Below are 18,929 nucleotides of genomic sequence, written 5' to 3'. Positions count from 1 at the left end.
ATGAATAAAGGTATCTGTACAGCATTAAAGTGGCTACTTACTTTGGCACTTGTCGTAGTGTCATTTTATTTTGCACTTAAAGATATTAATATGAGCATGCTTTGGGAATCAATCCGAACAGCAAATTATCTTTGGGTGTTTCTGTCTTTACCTATTATCATTGCATCTCATTATGTAAGAGCTTTGCGTTGGCGTACAATTCTTAAACCCATAATGAACCCCGGTTCAACTATAAACCTGTTTTCTGCAGTCATGGTTGGTTATTTCTTCAATTCGATTTATCCTCGTCTTGGTGAGTTTGTCAGACCCTATGTTTATGCAAAGCGTGAGAATGTATCTAAATCAAGTGTATTTGCAACGATTGTGGTCGAGCGGGTTATTGATGTTTTTACACTCGGATTTCTTTTTGCTATTGCATTTATTATAGCAAGAGACAAAATTGCTAACATGCTTCCGGGTGTTGACCCTCAAAAAATATTAATGTTCTCTGTATTTGTTCTTTTTATACTCTTTTTTAGTTTTTATCCTCCTTTTATAAACTTTGCATTAAAATTTATTGTAAAACCATTTTCTACAAAAATACATGACAGAATTTTAGATATTTTCGCCAAATTCAGACTTGGTTTTTCAGTAATTAAAAATCCTCGTTCATATATCAGACTAATAGCTGAATCGCTTTTGATTTGGCTTTGCTACGCACTTCCGATGTATTTAATGTTTTTCTGTTTTCCATTTAGTCAAACGATTGATGTATCAATCGGTGATGCCTTGTTTTTGGTAATTGTAAGTGGAATTGGCGTTACTATTGCACCAACACCAAGCGGAATTGGGGTGATGCACTCACTGATAATGTACGCTATGATGGGACTGTATGGCATTCAAGAAGAAATGGCACTTGCTTATGCAACAATCAATCACGCAAGTTCACTCTTTATACAACTAACTGTAGGCGGTATATTTCTGATTAGAGAAAGGATTACCAAAATACCTGATGATTTATCAAATAACAACGAAAACAATAACAACATAGAATTAAAAACTACATAATTTGTATATTTAAATATAATTGTGTTTTTTTGTAACAGGCATAAAGTAAATTTAAGGTAAAAGTTATGAAAATCGTAAAATCTCTCTTATTTTCAATAATAATATTGAACACTGGTATTTTATTTTCACAGAAAGACGAAGTTAACAAAAATTTAAGACTTGTTGCATATGGCAGAATTGATGAGGTTAGGGCTGTAATTCCTGATTTATTGGCAAAATATCCTGATGACCCGGGCGTGAAACTACTTCACGGTACAATTCTCGAAGATGCTTTTCTTGCTCTTGATGTCTATAAAGGCATCATTCAAAAATATCCTGAGAGTGCTTGGGCTGACCATGCATACTGGAGAATAATTCAATTCTATGCTGTTTTAGGCGATACAATCAAATCGCAGGCGGAGCTTGCAAATTTTAGAGGTAGATACCCTGCTTCACCTTTTATAGGTCCTGCTTCCGATGTAGTACGCTCTGCAGTTGCACTTTCAAGAAAGAATATGAAGACTGTTTCTGCTACAAGTGAACGTAATCAAAATAATTTACAAAAGATTCATCCGGAAAATATGAACAAACCTGCTACTTCATCCAAACCTGACGTAATTAATCCTGATGAAATTGCAGCAACAATTGATTTGAAAGATAATGTTAAGAAACTGCCGGAAAATTCTAAATCTGATAATTCTAATATCTCAAAATTTGAAAAATCAATGACTGATACAGGGACAAAAAAAAGTGATATTACAGAAACGCCTGTTAAACCAAAAACTAATCCAAACCTAAATGGAAATCAGAGTGTTACAAAAATTGAGGAAATTCCAAATCTTAATACATCTCACGATTCGCCTAAGGAACCTGAGTTTTTTGGTTTGCAGGTCGGAATTTATAAAGATTCTAATACTGCAGAATCAGAAAAAAATAAATTCTTAGTTCGCAGACTAAGGACGCAAGTTGTAGAAAAAGAAGTAAACGGTATCGTGATGCACGCAGTTGTGATTGGTCACTACTCCTCTCTTGAATCAGCAGAGGAAGGCAAGAAGATCGTTAGTATTCAATGCAATTGCGAACCAATTATTTACAGAAAATAAATATAATATTGTCTGTTTTCTAATTATGTTTGTCTGATAGTTACAATAGCTAAAATAACCAATTGTCAGTCTGAATTAAATCGAAGGTTTCTGCATAACAAATCCAATGAATCAGACTGACAATGAATATTGAAGATGAATTGTATCATAAAAATGTTCTTTTTCCTAATTTCGGATATAACTGCAATTATTGGAATTTTTCGTTTGGTAGAGGAATTTCCTGTCAATTACGAATTAATTATGAATATGGATAAAAAATCAGCAAATCAACAGGCTAAACAATAAGTCATAGAGCTGATCATAATAGAGATCTATCATTCCTTAATATTTAAAATGATTAAGTATCACATAAATATTTTAGAAACGATACTAACAAAGTATGAAACTTATGGAGTAAGTAAAATTCAATCTGACAATGGCTCAATGGACATAAATTCAGGTGATTGATCTAATTTGATGGCTGGCATATACTTTTCAATTTCATTTATTTATGAAAATTATTTTGTAATACTTATCAGGCAACATTAATTGGTAAATTCAGCCGCTATTATGTTTCAGCTGTATTTTCCAAAGTTAATAAATGGCTTAATTTGATTATTTTAAACCGCCGATATCAAAATGTCGGCGGTATCCTTGTTTTCCACAATTATTTTTTTTCAATCCTGATTCTTCCATCCACAGCTATAATTGAATCAGACTTCCCAAGAAGCGGATTCAGGTCTAATTCCATAATTTCCGGTGCTGCATCAAGCAGAGCTGATAATCTTTCCAAAATTTCTGCAAATATTTCCTTATTTACACCTTCACGTTTACGCACTCCTTCAAGAAGTTTGTAAGATTTCAGCTCGGACATCATTTTCAAAGCTTCAACTCTGCTTACAGGTGCAAGTGCAGAGGAAATATCTTTAAGCACTTCGATAAATATGCCTCCAAGACCAAGAAGTACAATATGCCCGAAATCTTCTTCATGCTTTGCTCCCACAAAAAGTTCAGTACCGCTAAGCATCTGCTGAAGCATAATTCCGGTAGCATCGGGAATCTGCATCATTCGGTCGAATTCAGCCGCCACTATATCAGGATGCCGAACATTGAGTACGACTCCACCGACATCAGTTTTATGAATCGGACCGACAACTTTCAATACTAAAGGAAATCCAAGCTCTGAAGCTTTTTTGAGAGCATCTTCTTTTGATTCAGCAATCAATTCTTTTACTCTCGGGATTCCAACTGCATCAAGCAATTTCTGAATTTTCTCAGGAGATAAGTAGCCGTCATCTGAATTATCAATAACTTCTCTTATTATTTTTTTATCAACTTCAGGTAGAGTATATTCATCAGCAGGTGGAGCAGTATTATAAATCTTCGAAAGCGCTGAACCAAGTGCAACTTCATCAGTGAAGTCAATTCTACCAAGCGAAAGGAAGTGTTTTACGGCTTTTTCCGCTTGAACAACAGATGGCAGACATGGATAAATAGGCTTTTTGCACCATTTCATTTTCTCATGGAGAACATCATACACTCCAGTTACATCGAACATTCCGGTAGTTCCGAAAATCACTACAGAGGCATCAATATTATGAAATTCACGGTCAACATATTCCAGAATTGTACCGAGTTGGTCAGCATTTCCTGTAGCAAGAAAATCTATCGGATTTGATACAGATGATCCGTGATAAAGCTGCGCAAGCAGTTCTTCTGCGGCTGGACCTTCGATTTTTGGTATACTTAAACCGCCTTTAGCCAGAGTATCGGTAAGCATAACACCCGATCCACCTGCATGAGTAATGACTGCAATATTTTTTCCGGTGAGAGGTTTATGAAGTAGAACTCCACCAACATAAACAAGCTCCTGGCGTGAGTAGCATCGAATTATGCCGGCTTTGCGGAATAATGCCTCGACAGCAGTATCTGAGCCTGCTAATGCTCCGGTATGAGATGAAACAGCCCGTGAGCCGGCTTCAGTTGTTCCGGCTTTGATAGCTGCAATACGGCATCCTTTCTTAATTAATGAGCGGCAATGCTTAAGCAGTTTATCGGGATTATGAATTTGTTCTATATAGAACAATTTGACTTTGGATGAAGTTTTCGGGTCGAAAGTATCATCCCAGTATTCAAGCACTTCTTCGACACCGATTTGAGCACTGTTTCCAACAGAAAAAATACTGTTGAACATTAGTCCGCGGGGAACAGCCATTTCCAATATAAAGCAAATTGTTGCGCCTGAGCCGGATACCAAATCACAGCCCTTATTGCTTAATTGTGGAATTAATCCGGCAAATACACCTTTGTAACTATGAGTAACAATCCCGATACAGTTTGGACCAATAAGCGAGCCGCCCACACTTTCAACTACTTTAACAATCTCCTGCTCTAATAGTTTTCCGGCTTCTCCGAATTCACTAAATCCTGCAGAAAGTATTATGAATGCTTTTGTGGATTTTTCGTAAGCTAAGGTTTTGATTGTATCAAGTGTCATTCGGGAAGGTATTGCAATAATTGCAAGTTCTGCATCATCAATATCTTTAACATCAGCAAAACACTTAACACCCTGTACAATTGTTTCCTTAGGATTGACAACTGATAATTGCCCACGATAGTTTCCGTCAATTATATTTTTCAGAATTTTTCCGCCGGGCTTTTCGATATCATTCGAGCCACCTACAATTACTATACTTTTTGGGTTTATTAACTCATTAACTACCATAATATTTCCAATTATTATATTTCATTATCTTTATTAAATTTTGACAAATATTTTAGATTGATTCCCGATTCTGATAATATATGTCCCTGCCGGTAAAGCAGATATATTAATTGAATGAACGCCATTTGTTGCATCCGGACTATTGAGTCTTAACTGTTCAATCCCCAAAGTATTATAAATAATAACGTCATCATTGGTATCAATCGCATCAATCATTATAAAATCATTAGCAGGATTTGGATAGACTGCAATTATTTCGTTTAAATCATTATTTTCTGCAATACTTACATTTTGCTTAAGCCATGTTTTGATATCATTATGAAGTGGTGAAGTTTGAGAGCTGAATATTTTCCAAATTTTACCTTCTTCTGTTATACAGTATTTTTGGAAATTCCACATAACCTCCTGATAAACCTGACCATTAATAGAACCATCTGTAAGCCACTGATAAACAGAGTGTTTGTCAAATCCTTTTACTGAGATTTTGGACATCATTGTAAAAGTAACATTATAGTTTTCTTTGCAGAAATCCTCAATATCCTCATCTGTTCCGGGCTCCTGATTAGAGAAATTATTTGCCGGAAATGCTATAATTTCAAAATTATCGCCTCCGAATTCTTCGTATAATTTCTGCAACTCGGCATATTGATATGTATAGCCACAGAGTGATGCAACATTAACTATCATAAGCTTTTTGCCACGTAGCTCAGAAAAATGAAGTGTATCACCATTAATTTTCTTAGCTGAAAGGGAGTAAAAATCTTCAGCTGCAATTATTGGAATTGCAAAAATAAACAAAAATATGTATATGTAGTTTTTCATATTATTTTTTTTTAAATAATTAATAATTATAATTTATAAAAATACGATTATTTAATGAAATTTAAAAGTTTTAACGAATATTTGTTAAACAATTTGGTAAATATTAATATTTAGATTAATTTTGAATTGTCTTTTTTGTTTAAAATTCAAAAGGTATAAGAATGAAATGGCATCTATTTGTTATGTTCTCTGTTGCAGTATTTTTAACAATCTCCTGCAATGAAACTACAAGCCCGGGATCAACCGGAAATCTTCACGTAAAGTTTGAAAATGTATCAGGCTCGTGGTATTCTGTTACAGCAATAGAAATGCAACCTATGGGAAAAGTAGGCGATACAATTCCAAAAGGACTCTGGTCAGATAATATTATTAAGGGTAAGAAAATTGCACCAGGACAGACCGAGTATTTTTATGTAAATATTCCATCAGGTGAATGGAGTAATTGCCGGATTGGAATTGAGGACAGCACAGGAAAAACCATAATGCTTCACCAGCAGGAAGGATATCATCCTAAGTGGAATTACAGTATAACTCACTGGGCTACAAACAAAAGGACAGTTTCTGTTGCTGTTGCTCGTGACAGATTTTCAAAATTAATTGAAATCAATTATTGGGGAGACTGGACGGGACATGATAACTAAAAAAAAACCGGCAACCCTTTTTTAAGGGGTTACCAGTTATATTTTAAAGGTGAACAATTTCTACTATCTGACTACGACTATTCTTTGTGTCAGCATAGTTCCGGATGATTTAAGTACCACACTGTAAACTCCTGAAGTTAAATTCAGTGATTCAGTGTTGATGCTTAAGTTGTGTGTTCCGGATGACAATGTAGCGTCAGTAAGTACTGCTATTTCAGCACCTAAGTCATTTACGAGTGTGATTTTTACTTGTGATTCAGCAGGGACAATGAACTCAAGATTCGCTGTTGCATTCACAGGGTTTGGTACAGCATTACCAAGTATGAAGCCGTTTTCGGATACTTCTGTAACAGTTGAAGCACCGCTGGTTACAATCACTTCAGAAATAACTGACTGAACTGTACCGCATCTGTTTGTAACTTCCACCCAGTAATTACCTGTGTTGTCTTCAGTAACATCATAAATCATAAGTGTATTAGTATCTTCTCCTTCAATGGCTGTACCATCGAAATACCACTGGTATTCAAGTTCGATACCTTCAACTTCTACTGTAAGTGCAAGTACACCACCTGTTTCAATAGTAACATTAGCATCAGGTTGTGATGTAAATTTCGGCTTAGGATCAATTGTAACAGATACTTCATCAGAGAGGATACCTATATCCGAATTACCCGGCTTAACTTCTACATGATAGTTGCCTGAATTATTTGGTTTTGCCGGAGCTATCATAAGTTCAGCAGACTGACTTCCCATAATTCCATCACCATCCATAATGGCGATACCTTCTTTGTACCATTGGTATGTAACAAATCCACCGGGAACGCTTGTTTCAGCTGAGACACTAAGAATAATCATATCATCTTCGCATGCATCAGCTCCAACAGGTTGCTGAGTAATGATAACTTCGCCTTTGATTAATCCGAAAAACGAAGCTTCGTCGCTTCCACAGTGACCTGTTACTATAACACGATAGTTTTCACCAAAGTCGCTATCCTGAACATTTGCAATGCTTAGTCTGTCTGATTTTGTACCGATAAATCTTCCACCTTCCACGAGTGGTTGGTTGCCTTTGTACCATTGAATTTCAGGAACATATCCTTCAGGAGTACCATTGACGTGAGCTCTTACTCTGAAAGTAACATCGCTACCAGGAACAACTGCCTGAGTCATTGGAGGAACTGTTATTTCAGTGCCTGTTGAAACATATATTGATGCTTCTTCAGACATGAAATCGAGAAAACCAAAACAGTCTTCTGCCTGAACGCGGCATTGGTAAACACCACCATCTTCAAACTTAGAATCAGTTAAATAAAATACCGGTTTATCATAATAAGGACTGTCTTCTGAAGTTAACATTACACCATCTTTGAACCACTGGTAACTGTAAACTATACCTGAGATGTTAATTCTGATAAATGAATTTTCGCCTTCACAAAGTGTTTTGCTTTCCGGCTGCTGGTCTAAGCTGAAGTAAGGCCAGATTCTTATGTCAACTTCCTGTGATAATACTTCTGCAGTACCGCAGGATGCTGAACCCAATACAAGACAACGGTAAATTCCGCTTTCAGCAGGTGTTGAACCATTGATTCTTAATACAGGATTACGTGCTGTAGGATACTGTGCAAGGGATAAGTCAACAAAACCATTGCCTGCATCTTTTTGCCATACATAACCAAAAACAGTTCCCTCATCTGTTACGCTAAGAGTAATATCTTCATCTACGCAAGTGTAATATAAGTTTTTGCCTTCACTTTTTTCAATTTGATGTAAGTTAACACTGTGAAGTGGTTCTGATATTGTAACCATAGCAGGTTGTGTCCAGATTGTAGCAGGACCACAGTTGCCCGGACCCATTACTCGTAATCTGTAATCACCAACCAAGTCGTTTGTAATTACTAATTCTAATACATTACTTGTTGCTCCCTGTACATCAACCCAATTCATAGTTCCTTTCTTCATAAATTCCCACTGATAACCAAGAATAGTTCCGGTTGCTTCAGCAAGCAAAGTGAGTTCAGGAGATGTTGTACATACATCTGATGTTGGTGGCTGATATGAAATAGACATTGGTGTTTCAACTTTGAGTAAAGTTTCAGTGCTTGTTACAGTTTTACCCATAAATGTACCTGTAGCAAAGTATCTTGCAGAATCGCTCATTTTAACAGGATTAAATGTAAGATTTTTGCTTTTTGCACCGGAAATCAATTCGCCATTTTTGTACCAATTGATGTCAATTGCCGATAAACCTGAACGCTCAACGCCATCACCAAAACCTGTTACATCGGGATTAGCTGAAATAGTAACTACATCTTCAACGCAATGAACTGCATTGCTTGGAGCAATTTTTGTATCTTCAGCAAGTTCAAATATGGCATTTACTTCGTCAGCACCGTAGTAAGTAGTTGCATTTCTCATTTCGCCATCGCCATCATAAGTAATCTCAGGAATTCCACCATACATATAGAATGAATTTCCAATGCTGCTGCCATTTATGTGCAAGTCCTCTTTTGTATCAACAAATTCAGGCATTCCTGTTTTTGAATTCCAGTCTTTATTTGTATATGATTGCCACTGATTGAGCGTAAACATCTGATATGGATGAGGTATAGTAGTTGTACCATTACCACCTATTTTAGCTCCATTACCAACTGAATATACGTTATGGTCTAACAGAGTAAAGTATGGACCAATATTTGCAGTTGTGTAATACCAAATACAATATGCTTGTGGATGCCAGGTTGCATTAGAAGCCTTAGTTACTGAATTGTGCAAAATATTTCCTCTTACATCATTACCTGAATACGAACTTGTAAAGAAGATATTTGCCGCAAAACCACCGTAGTTGGTTGAGTTTGAGTAATACTTCATCTGACCTTGCATAATAATGGTATTGTGTAGTATTTTGGTAAAGCTTCCCTGCACTCTAATGCCTGCCGCCTGATAACTTGTAGGTGATGTGTAAGTATAATTTGTTGTTAGAATATCAGCAATTTTATTATTAGTTATTTCATTATAATTACCTGTTGCTATCCAGATACCGTTTGCAAAGCAAATGGATGTACCCTGATAGTTCATTCCATAAATATCATTACCGTCAATATATGTTGGCACATTACCTGTGCTGTAAATCCTTATGCCAATAACATAGTTAGTATTGTTAGAACCTCCATTAAAATTCCAGATTTTGTTTCTTCGAATCTGTGCATATGGAGCATATCTCACCTCAATGCCATAGCTTAAAATACTGTTATTAGCATCATCATCGCCAACTAAATTATCTTCAATTATAAGATTATTTAGTGTTGTAGTTCCGATAGCAGTCTGACCTGCAGCATAAATACCATAAGTACTGTTGTAAATATGATTATTTTTAATAAGAAGGTTAGTAATACCTGGGCTACTTGTGCTTGTGGTTATAGCTCCATCACTTGTGATAATACCAAATGAATAGTTCAATCTGTTTCCACTTGTAATTTCACAGTTCTTGATAGTTATATCATTACCACCCTGCCCTGAATTACTACCAACCATTATAGTTGCACGATATGTTGTAGTAGAATTGGTAGCGGTATTCTCAAATTTAAGATAACGTCCTTCACCATCATAACTGCCGTCTATTTCAACATTATTCACGCCAATCAATCTAATTAATGCTCCACCAATTTCACCTGAAATAGTGCGTTTAGTATCAGAATTAGGTCTGATATAGATTTTATATGGACCATTGGGAGCATAAGTCAAACTACCTAATTGAATTTCTCCTGTTTCGTTAAGATTAGAAGATATGTTTAAAAATACGTCTCCATCTACAACATTATCCATTAATGCTTTAAATATACCTTCCGGTTTGGTAAGAGATGTATAAGTCTGATTACTACCGATAGTGTAATTACCTGAAAATCCCAGTGCCAATCTATATGATTCAGCTCCTGTTACAGGAAAATTATCAGAATTCAGATTAGTTGTAGTTGGTTCACTGGTAAATTTGCCTGAAGAATATGAAACGTTCTCTCTTGATGAAACATCTTTAGCAATCAGGAAATATTCAATTTCATCACCAACATCAGCACCATCATTCAATTTGCCATAATCTAATGTAAATGTAAACTGATTTCCAACGATAGATTCAGCTTCAGAATATTTCCATCCAGAAGTTGTTGATGAATTACTATTGAAAGTATTATTAGTTGATGTTGTTCTATAATATAATCTTGGTGAAGAAGCTCCGACATCAACACCTGTACGGTCAGTTATAGTTGCAACCAGAGTTCTGTTATTTGTGCTTGTTGTAGTCAACAACGGTTCGTAATCAATCTGAGGACCTACAATATCATCCGCAGTTTCGTAAGCACCAATAGTTGGAGCTGTACTTGAACGACTTTCGCCCATAATATCTGTAGAAACTGTATTGATTGGAGTCCCTTTGCCTAATACAGCGGAGTTCAGAAATGGAGCCAAAACTGAAGATGAATTAAAATCAGGATCAATGCTTATAGAATTAACATCCTGCTGGCTGATTGACTGCCAAGCTGATAGTGTAGTTCTGTCACCTGCTAAATATCCGAGTACACCATGCTGTCCTGCTACATAATAGTTGTTATAATCAATAGTAGAACTGTTTCTATTATTAGTACTGGTCATGTAAATTGAATACATTTTTGAACCAGGTCTTCCTTCTAATTCATTATAAAAGTTATTATTTCTGATATCAAGTGAGTTTGTAGAAGAGTTGTATATCATCAGACAGGCACTCATTGATGATGAAGTATTAACTTCGTGTTGTTTTCCGGTTAAATAGACACTATTATACCAAATTTTATATCCGGTTCCCGAGTTAATAAAAATCCCAAATGGATTGTACAAAGTACTTGTTGTAACCTGAGTAGTTCTAACATTTGAAATCGAATTATTTATAAATTCAGAGCTGTTGGAACTTAATATATAAAATCCATGAGCACTGGTTGTACTACCACCAACAGAATTCAGGTCATTAAAGTTATTATTGTGAAACTTTGTACTGGCGCAACTTGTTGCATATACATTATATAAATATGTAGTTGCAGTAGCACCATCCACATAATTACCAATCACTTCACTGCTTGCACAAGATGACATATACAAATTATACAAAGTTCCATTTGAAGTCTGTACATCTTCTATACTGTTATTATTAATTTTAGATGTACCGCATGAGCTCAAATAGAAACTATAGAATGTACCATTATTGATAATATTTTTAAATACATTATCCGTAAATTCAGTACTTGAAGAAGATGAGGTATAGAAACCATAGAATGTGCTGTTTGCTTTTACATTTTCTACAGTATTACCATAAACTTTTGCATTTGGAGAAGATTGTTTACGTAAGATGTAAATTGAAGAAGGATGATCAATATTTTTAATTGAATTATCGAATATCTCAACATCATCACAATAATATACATACATTACATACATAGTTCCTGTATGGTTTAGATATTCAAATGTGTTTTCGTAAACTTTAGCATCATTAACATAATACAGATACAAGGTCATGTATCCCAAACTTTCTGTAAGTGTTGAACTGCCAAAATAGTTGTTATTGATTATTAAGCTTTCGGCTTTATCAGCACTGCTACTATAGGAACGAATACCATAATACATATTACTGAAGTTACAGTATTCAACTCTATTACCTTCATGAGAAGCAGTTCCTGTGTAACTTGTACTTGTACCGAATGTAATACCGTAACGACTTCCTGTTTTTCCACTATGTCTAATATTGCAATATCTTACAGTATTGTTTTCAGCAGGGTTACCTGATCCTGAAACGAGTCTGTCAATTCTTATAACAGCACCTGATGTGGCATTGTTTTGAATAGTTAAATCAATTGACGAACCGCTTAAATTTGCTCTGCCGTCAATTGTAACATTGTCTGCACCTGATAGCTGTATTATACCATTAGTCAGGTTGCCTTGAATAGTATACTCATCTGTTGGATAAATAATAACTGACTCATAATCAGCACTACCTTCTCCTGATGCATTTAGAACAGCTGTAGTAGTTTCAGTGAAATCGTCAGTAATTAAGACTTCGATATCACCGGTGTGCGTACCTGCATTAATGGCATTAAATGCTAAGGATAACCTTGCATAGTTTGTGCCTTCAATTTCGACTTGCCCGTAAACATTCAGGCTGAAAAACATAACCGCTAAAATTGCAAGCGATTTAGTAAAGATTCTCATAGTATTAAACCCTATTATTATACATTATTTATCTATTAATTACATATTTACTAAGCTAAAATAAATTCAGTGTATTTTTATTTGTATATTAGATACATAAAATACTATTTAAAAATACAATATTCTATTAGTTCCAAAAATAAATAAAATTTAGATTAATACCAAATAAAATATATACTTATAATAATATATTTTTTTAAATAACTTTATTTTTGATTTTTTATTTTATCAATTATTAATATTTATAAAATTTATTTAATGTTGCTATTGCTATTTTATTGACTTTAAATATACATATTAATACCGCTATCATAGCGTATTCATATTTGCTTCATTAAATTTTAATAAAGCTGAGAATTATATTGATGAATAAATCTTTGCAAAAGCAACATTATTCTTGAGTTCCAATTGAGCTATATGGTGTATGATGCTTTCATTTATTAAATTCAGTTCATTAATTTAAAATTTGAATTATGAATAAGGTAAATATTAATTTTATTCGTCTATGTGTTATATGGAATAATTTTTTATTTTTTTTATAAATATGGATTTTATTTGATGTCATTGAAAATGTTAAGATTTCTGCTGTTGATAATTGGTATGTTCGTGATGAGTTTGGGAAAGAATACAGCAGAAAATATGATTGCAAGTAAAGACAATTCCGGCTTGAACGGTTTTGTAAAGGATAAGAAAACAGGCGAAACACTTGTAGGTGCCACAGTTTTTTTAATTGATACGAAATTTGGCACACGCAGTAATAAGTCCGGTTACTTTACTATAAATAATATTCCACCCGGCACTTATAATGTATCGGTTTCATTCCTTGGTTACGATAAGTTTCAGAAAAAAATCGAACTTAAAGCAGGTCAGGTTTTGCGCGAGGAGTTTGAGCTCAATCAGGGCTCATTTATGCAGGAAGATATTTATGTTGAAGCCGAGCGTGATGTGGAGAAAAGACAAATCAGCATAAGCAAAGTTAATGTTCCGGTGCAAACAATCAAAAATATTCGCGTTGGTGGTGAGTCCGATATTTTTAGAACGCTTCAATACCTTCCCGGCGTTCTGACGTCATCACAGCTTTCGAGTGGTTTATTCGTTCGTGGCGGCTCACCTGACCAGAATTTAGTGCTTCTTGACGGCTCGACGGTCTATAATCCCACACACTTGTTCGGATTCATTTCCACCTTCAACACTGATGCAATCAAAGATGTTGAACTTGTTAAAGGAGGTTTCGATGCAGAATATGGCGGAAGACTTTCGGCTGTTCTCAATATCACACAAAATGATGGCAACAGAAAGGAATTTGAAGGTGTTGCTTCGATTGGTGTAATATCATCAAGAGTCGGGCTTCAGGGACCAATCGGAAATGGCTCTTGGTTTGTTTCAGGAAGGCGAACTTACTTTGATTTAGTAAAGCAATTAATTCCTGAAGACCCTGAGACACCTATTCCTGACTTCGGTTTTTATGATTTGAACGGAAAAATCACTCAGGATTTCGGACCAAATGATAAAGTTTCGATTAGTGGATTTTTGAGTAATGATAATCTCGAATTTTCTAATTTTGGACTTGCTGTTGGACTGGATTTAGGCAATAGGTTAATTTCAGGTAAATGGACACATATATTCAATGAGAAACTATTCTCTACAATGAATGCCAGCTACAGTAAATACTTTAATAACATTTACGGTGACCAATCCGGTTACGAATTTTTGATAGATAATACAATCGAAGATTATACTATAAAAATTAATACAGAGTGGTTTGCATCAGAAGACTTAACAGCTAAATTCGGAGTAGAATCATCATGGTATAATTTCGGATATTTGCAGAATTTCACAGGTGATACAGATTCAACTGCACAAGGTTCGAGTGGCGGAAGCACAAATTTGCAAATAAAAGATTTTCAAACAGCAGTTTTCGGACAAATGAAATGGTCAATTACAGCATTGCTTTCCTTGCAGGCTGGTTTAAGAGTGAATTATTGGGAATTAAGCGATTTAATTACTTATGACCCAAGAATATCAGCAAGATACAGACTTACCGATAAAATTGCAATTAAAGGTGCTTGGGGAATATTTCATCAGAATCTTCGACTTGCAACTCAACCAAACTTTTCATTTTTTGATACATGGCTTCCGACAGACAACACTGTACCTGCAAGCAATGCCACACATTATATTATAAGCATAGAGACAGAGCCGATACCACGCCATACTTTGAATTTTGATTTCTATTATAAGGACCTGACAAATGTAAGTGAGCTTAATACCAATGCCCTTCAAGGTGCAAACGTTGGGGATGTATTCTATATCGGCGATGCAACAGCATGGGGAGCTGAGGTATTTGTTCAGAAGAGATTCGGTAAAGTTAACGGATGGGTTGGTTATGCATTAGGTTTTATTTCTTCAAGATTCGACAGTATAAATAATGGTGAAGCATTCAGACCCAGATATGACAGAACTCATGATTTTAAAGTAGTAGTAAATTATGACCACAATGATTCCTGGGATTTTGGTGCGTCATTCTTCTATCAGACAGGCCAGTCTTATACAGGAGCAACCTCACGGTTCCAGACTGTACTCCCAGGACAGGTAAGAGGAAGAGGAAAAATTGTTCCATCCCAAAGATTTGGATTAAGACTTCCACCATCACATCAGCTAAATCTTACAGCTACTTATAGTTTTGATATGTGGGGACTTGAATCGAAAGCAATTATAGATATTTACAATGTTTACAGCCGTAGGGATATTTTAGTACGGTTTTATAATACGCAGGAAGAAAATACATTTGTAGAAGACGTAAGACTAATTCCGATTTTACCAACTGTATCACTCGAAATTAGATTTTAGGAGAAAAAAATGAAAAAGTTATTATTTATAATAGTAATCAGTTTGCTAGTTATATCATGCGAAGACCCTGTGCCTACTGATTATATAGAAGATTTTGTTGTAGAAGGGCTTTTAATCGTTGATGACCCGATTCAAAATATAACATTAATGAAAACACAACCTTTAAACAGCATTTTCGATTTTGACTCTTCAATGGTTAGGGATGCAAATGTAAAAATCATTGGTGACGAGCGTGAATTTCAATTAAAGTTCAGAACACGTGAAGATGGCGGAGTTGGTTATTACTTTGATGATACAACTTACAAAGTAAAATCGGGTGTAAATTACAAGCTTGAAATTACTCTTAATAATGGAAAATTTATTACAGGTACTACATTTACACCACCAACAACCCAATGGAACTACAGACCTGCCAGCGATACTTTGCAATTTCCACTTGACACTTTGAACTTAGGAGAAAGCGACAGTATATCCTGGCAACGAGCTCCCGGATATGATTTCTACCTAATTAGCATCGAAAATCTTGATACACTGAATTACGGTATATATTTGAATCCACCAACAGATGAGCCAAATCGTAGAATTTACAGACCATTTGGCAATCCCGACAGATTCAGAGAGCCGGTAACAATTTTTCCAATACCAAACACAAGAACTCCAATTATTTGGAATGCATTTCGTTGGTTCGGAAAGCATAGAATAACCATATATGTTCCTGACTGGAACCTCTTGCGGTGGTTTTTACAAGCTCAGGGGCGCGGAGATGCAGATCCCTTGCTTACCAGTGTGGATGGTGCAATCGGCTATTTTGGCTCTGCTTCAGCGCTCAGATATGACTTCTTTCTTCGTAAGAATCAGCCATAATAAGCTATTTTTTGGTTTTAAGAAAGTCATCATAAAGTGAGCGGAAATATTTGACGTCTTCCCATACGTGCTTCTTCCAGTGTGGATTTCTCAAAAGAGCAGCAGGATGGTAAGTTACAAGCATTTTGATACCGTGATAATCCTGAAGTTTTCCACGAATATCAGCCATTTTATGTTTTGTTTTAAGTAAAGTATCAACTGAAGTAAGCCCCAGAGATAATATAAACAGGGGCTTTATTATTTCAATCTGTTTCTTAAGATATGGCTCACAGGTATCAACTTCAATAGTTTCCGGTCTGCGGTTTCCGGGAGGTCTGCATTTGACAATATTTGCAATATATACTTCCTCTCTACTCAATTTAATTGCTTCAAGTATCTTAGTCAAAAGCTGTCCGGCTCTACCAACAAAAGGCAATCCCTGCTCATCCTCATCAGCTCCGGGAGCTTCGCCAATTATTAATATATCTGAATCAGGATTCCCCGAGCCAAATACAAAACTTTTCCTTGTGGATCCGAGTTTGCATTCAGTACACTTGTGAATTTTGGAGTATAATTCATCTAATGATTGTGATTTTTGCCAGGTCTCATCAATACTTATAACTTTATCTTCAACTTCTGACAGAGAACTTTGAATTAATGAATTTTTATCAAAATCAATGACTTCAGATTTTAGTTTAATACGAGTAGTGTTAATTTCTTCCTGTTTGCAAGTGGGTTCTGTTTTACTTGCAGATAATTCAATCAATAATTCATTTCCAAATGATTCTTTTTGAAATTCCAAATAAGCTAATGCTTTATCTATAATAGTACTCAATTTCTTTTTTATTATTTGTTAAACATACTCTCACAAAATTACACTTAACATTTGATTTGAAAAAATCTTTTTGTAAATTATAATAATATTTTAAAAATTCGTCATTAGAAAATAGTTGCAAATACAACAATCAAAATGAATCAAATTGCAAATAATTGCTCTGATAATATAGGTATTGAGCTGATGAAACTTCATTGCTCGGTGGGTTTTTTTATTGGATATGTATCTAATTCAATGCGAAACTCACTAACCAGAATTTTTCAGGAAAACGGTTATGACATTACCCACTCTCAATGGCTGATATTAATGATGTTATGGATGAAGGACGGAAGAAGACAGAACGAGCTGACAGAATTGGTTTACAAAGAAAAGACGACTATAACAAGACTGATTGACAATATGGAAAAGAAAAACCTGCTAATAAGAGTTCCTGACCTGCAGGATAAAAGGAATAAATATGTTTACCTTACTAATAGCGGTAAGGAGCTACGTGACAAGTTGACACCAATGGTTCTGAATTTGAACAAGAAGGCATCCGAAGGACTTTCAGATGAAGAATTGGTAAATTTGAAATCGGTGCTAACTAAAATTCATAATAATCTGATTGATGAAAGTTGAAAATTATCAGGTTGATTTTATATTTCTTTTGGAAAGTAAACTACACACAGTAAAATCAGAAAATAATAGATTATAAGATGATAAATATTTATAAATTCAATATATATGGTTGCATATACAACTAATTAATAATTTTTAAAATAATTGAAATATGAAACGACAACTAATTATTAGCATCGTAGGTTTTTTATTGATAATCGCCATTGGATTTGTATCATTCAAAGCAATGACCTCCAAAAAAGGTAAAGAACCAGCGCCCTTAAATATCGAGGCAGCAAAGTATGTCAAGATAATTACAGCAAAATTTGATGATAATCAGTTTTCTTTGGAAACAAATGGCAGGCTAAATCCCAGGAATTCTATTGAAATTTTCTCAGAAGTGCAAGGTACGATGAAACCTGAAACTGCTAAGTTCAAGGTAGGCAATTTTTTTCGAAAAGGTGATATTATAATTAATATTGAGGATGAGGAATCAAATCTTCAGCTTATGGCTCAAAAAAGTGAGTATCTGAATATTTTAGCGATGTCAATGCCTGATATCAAGTCAGACTTTCCGGATGCATTTAATAAATGGTCAAATTTCATAGAAAAAATAGATATTTATAAACCACTACCGGATTTGCCTGAATACAACAGCAGTAAAGAAAAATTTTTCCTTGCTTCAAGAAGGATACTCAGCCAGTATTTTACAATTAAAAATATGGAAGTAAGGCTAAATAAATACCAAATAAGAGCACCATTCGACGGAACGGTTACACAGTCGCTTATTGAAACAGGAACTTTGGTCAGACCCGGACAAAAGCTTGGAGAATTTGCCGGTGGTGGAAGCTATGAACTTGAAATTTCTTTAAATCCGCAAGATGCTGAGCTAATCAATGTCGGTAATAAAGTAAAAATTTCGACTGAAACAGGAAATATTAACGGTTCGATAATCAGGAAATCTTCAAGTATGGACCCTGCTACTCAAACTATCAGGTATTATGTTCAGTTAACCGGCTCAAATCTAAGTGACGGAATGTACCTCAAAGCAGAAATTGAAGGGAAGGTCATTCCAAATTCAATAAAAATTCCAAGGAAGTCTATTATAAACAATTCATACATTTACACTTATGAAAATGGTAAATTAGGCAAAGCTGATATTGATATACTTGCTCTTGGCTCTGAGTTTGCTTATATTAGTGGCATTGCTGATGGAACAGAAATCATTAGCGAGCCACTTGTTAGTCCTACTATCGGTATGAAAATAGAAAAAGTTAATTAAG

The 18,929-nt window shown here is 35.0% G+C and carries 11 protein-coding genes; 7 read left to right on the top strand and 4 right to left on the bottom strand.

Annotated elements, in window-relative coordinates:
* Together KF896_13600 and KF896_13595 are read left to right on the top strand one after the other, a co-directional pair.
* Positions 1–1,047, top strand: a complete 1,047-nt coding sequence (locus KF896_13600; protein MBX3044744.1) for a flippase-like domain-containing protein — start codon at positions 1–3, stop codon at positions 1,045–1,047.
* Positions 1,048–1,112: 65 nt separating this feature from the next.
* Positions 1,113–2,129: a hypothetical protein gene (locus KF896_13595; protein ID MBX3044743.1), complete on the top strand. Its 1,017-nt coding sequence runs from the start codon at positions 1,113–1,115 to the stop codon at positions 2,127–2,129.
* Between the two features lie 646 nt (positions 2,130–2,775).
* Here KF896_13595 and KF896_13590 read toward each other — a convergent pair.
* A complete protein-coding gene (locus KF896_13590) occupies positions 2,776–4,833 on the bottom strand; it encodes an acetate--CoA ligase family protein (protein MBX3044742.1) in 2,058 nt (685 codons plus the stop codon).
* 33 nt (positions 4,834–4,866) lie between these two features.
* Positions 4,867–5,655, bottom strand: coding sequence for a T9SS type A sorting domain-containing protein (locus KF896_13585; GenBank protein ID MBX3044741.1), 789 nt, complete (start codon positions 5,653–5,655; stop codon positions 4,867–4,869).
* A 161-nt stretch (positions 5,656–5,816) separates the two neighbouring features.
* Here KF896_13585 and KF896_13580 point away from each other — a divergent pair, with 161 nt between their 5' ends.
* Positions 5,817–6,296 (top strand): hypothetical protein, encoded by a 480-nt coding sequence (locus KF896_13580; GenBank protein ID MBX3044740.1) that lies wholly within the window; start codon positions 5,817–5,819, stop codon positions 6,294–6,296.
* 63 nt (positions 6,297–6,359) lie between these two features.
* On the opposite strand, the gene KF896_13575 is transcribed toward KF896_13580, so the two are convergent.
* On the bottom strand, positions 6,360–12,521 hold the full coding sequence (locus tag KF896_13575; protein ID MBX3044739.1) for an immunoglobulin domain-containing protein: 6,162 nt from the start codon (positions 12,519–12,521) through the stop codon (positions 6,360–6,362).
* A gap of 558 nt (positions 12,522–13,079) precedes the next feature.
* Between KF896_13575 and KF896_13570 the strand changes: the two genes are divergently transcribed.
* Both KF896_13570 and KF896_13565 read left to right on the top strand, forming a co-directional pair.
* Positions 13,080–15,371, top strand: a complete 2,292-nt coding sequence (locus KF896_13570; GenBank protein ID MBX3044738.1) for a TonB-dependent receptor — start codon at positions 13,080–13,082, stop codon at positions 15,369–15,371.
* Between the two features lie 9 nt (positions 15,372–15,380).
* The gene (locus KF896_13565) at positions 15,381–16,235 is read left to right on the top strand and encodes a DUF4249 family protein (GenBank protein ID MBX3044737.1); all 855 of its coding nucleotides are present in this window, start codon (positions 15,381–15,383) and stop codon (positions 16,233–16,235) included.
* A gap of 4 nt (positions 16,236–16,239) precedes the next feature.
* On the opposite strand, the gene KF896_13560 is transcribed toward KF896_13565, so the two are convergent.
* On the bottom strand, positions 16,240–16,929 hold the full coding sequence (locus KF896_13560; GenBank protein MBX3044736.1) for a uracil-DNA glycosylase: 690 nt from the start codon (positions 16,927–16,929) through the stop codon (positions 16,240–16,242).
* Positions 16,930–17,184: 255 nt separating this feature from the next.
* Here KF896_13560 and KF896_13555 point away from each other — a divergent pair, with 255 nt between their 5' ends.
* Together KF896_13555 and KF896_13550 are read left to right on the top strand one after the other, a co-directional pair.
* Positions 17,185–17,667, top strand: coding sequence for a MarR family transcriptional regulator (locus tag KF896_13555; GenBank protein MBX3044735.1), 483 nt, complete (start codon positions 17,185–17,187; stop codon positions 17,665–17,667).
* Positions 17,668–17,818: 151 nt separating this feature from the next.
* Positions 17,819–18,928 (top strand): HlyD family efflux transporter periplasmic adaptor subunit, encoded by a 1,110-nt coding sequence (locus KF896_13550; GenBank protein MBX3044734.1) that lies wholly within the window; start codon positions 17,819–17,821, stop codon positions 18,926–18,928.
* Position 18,929 lies beyond the last annotated feature (1 nt).

The sequence above is a fragment of the Ignavibacteriota bacterium genome (genome assembly GCA_019637995.1).
Classification (GTDB): Bacteria; Bacteroidota; Ignavibacteria; order Kapaibacteriales; family UBA2268; genus JANJTB01.
This window is presented reverse-complemented; position numbering and strand designations above follow the sequence as displayed.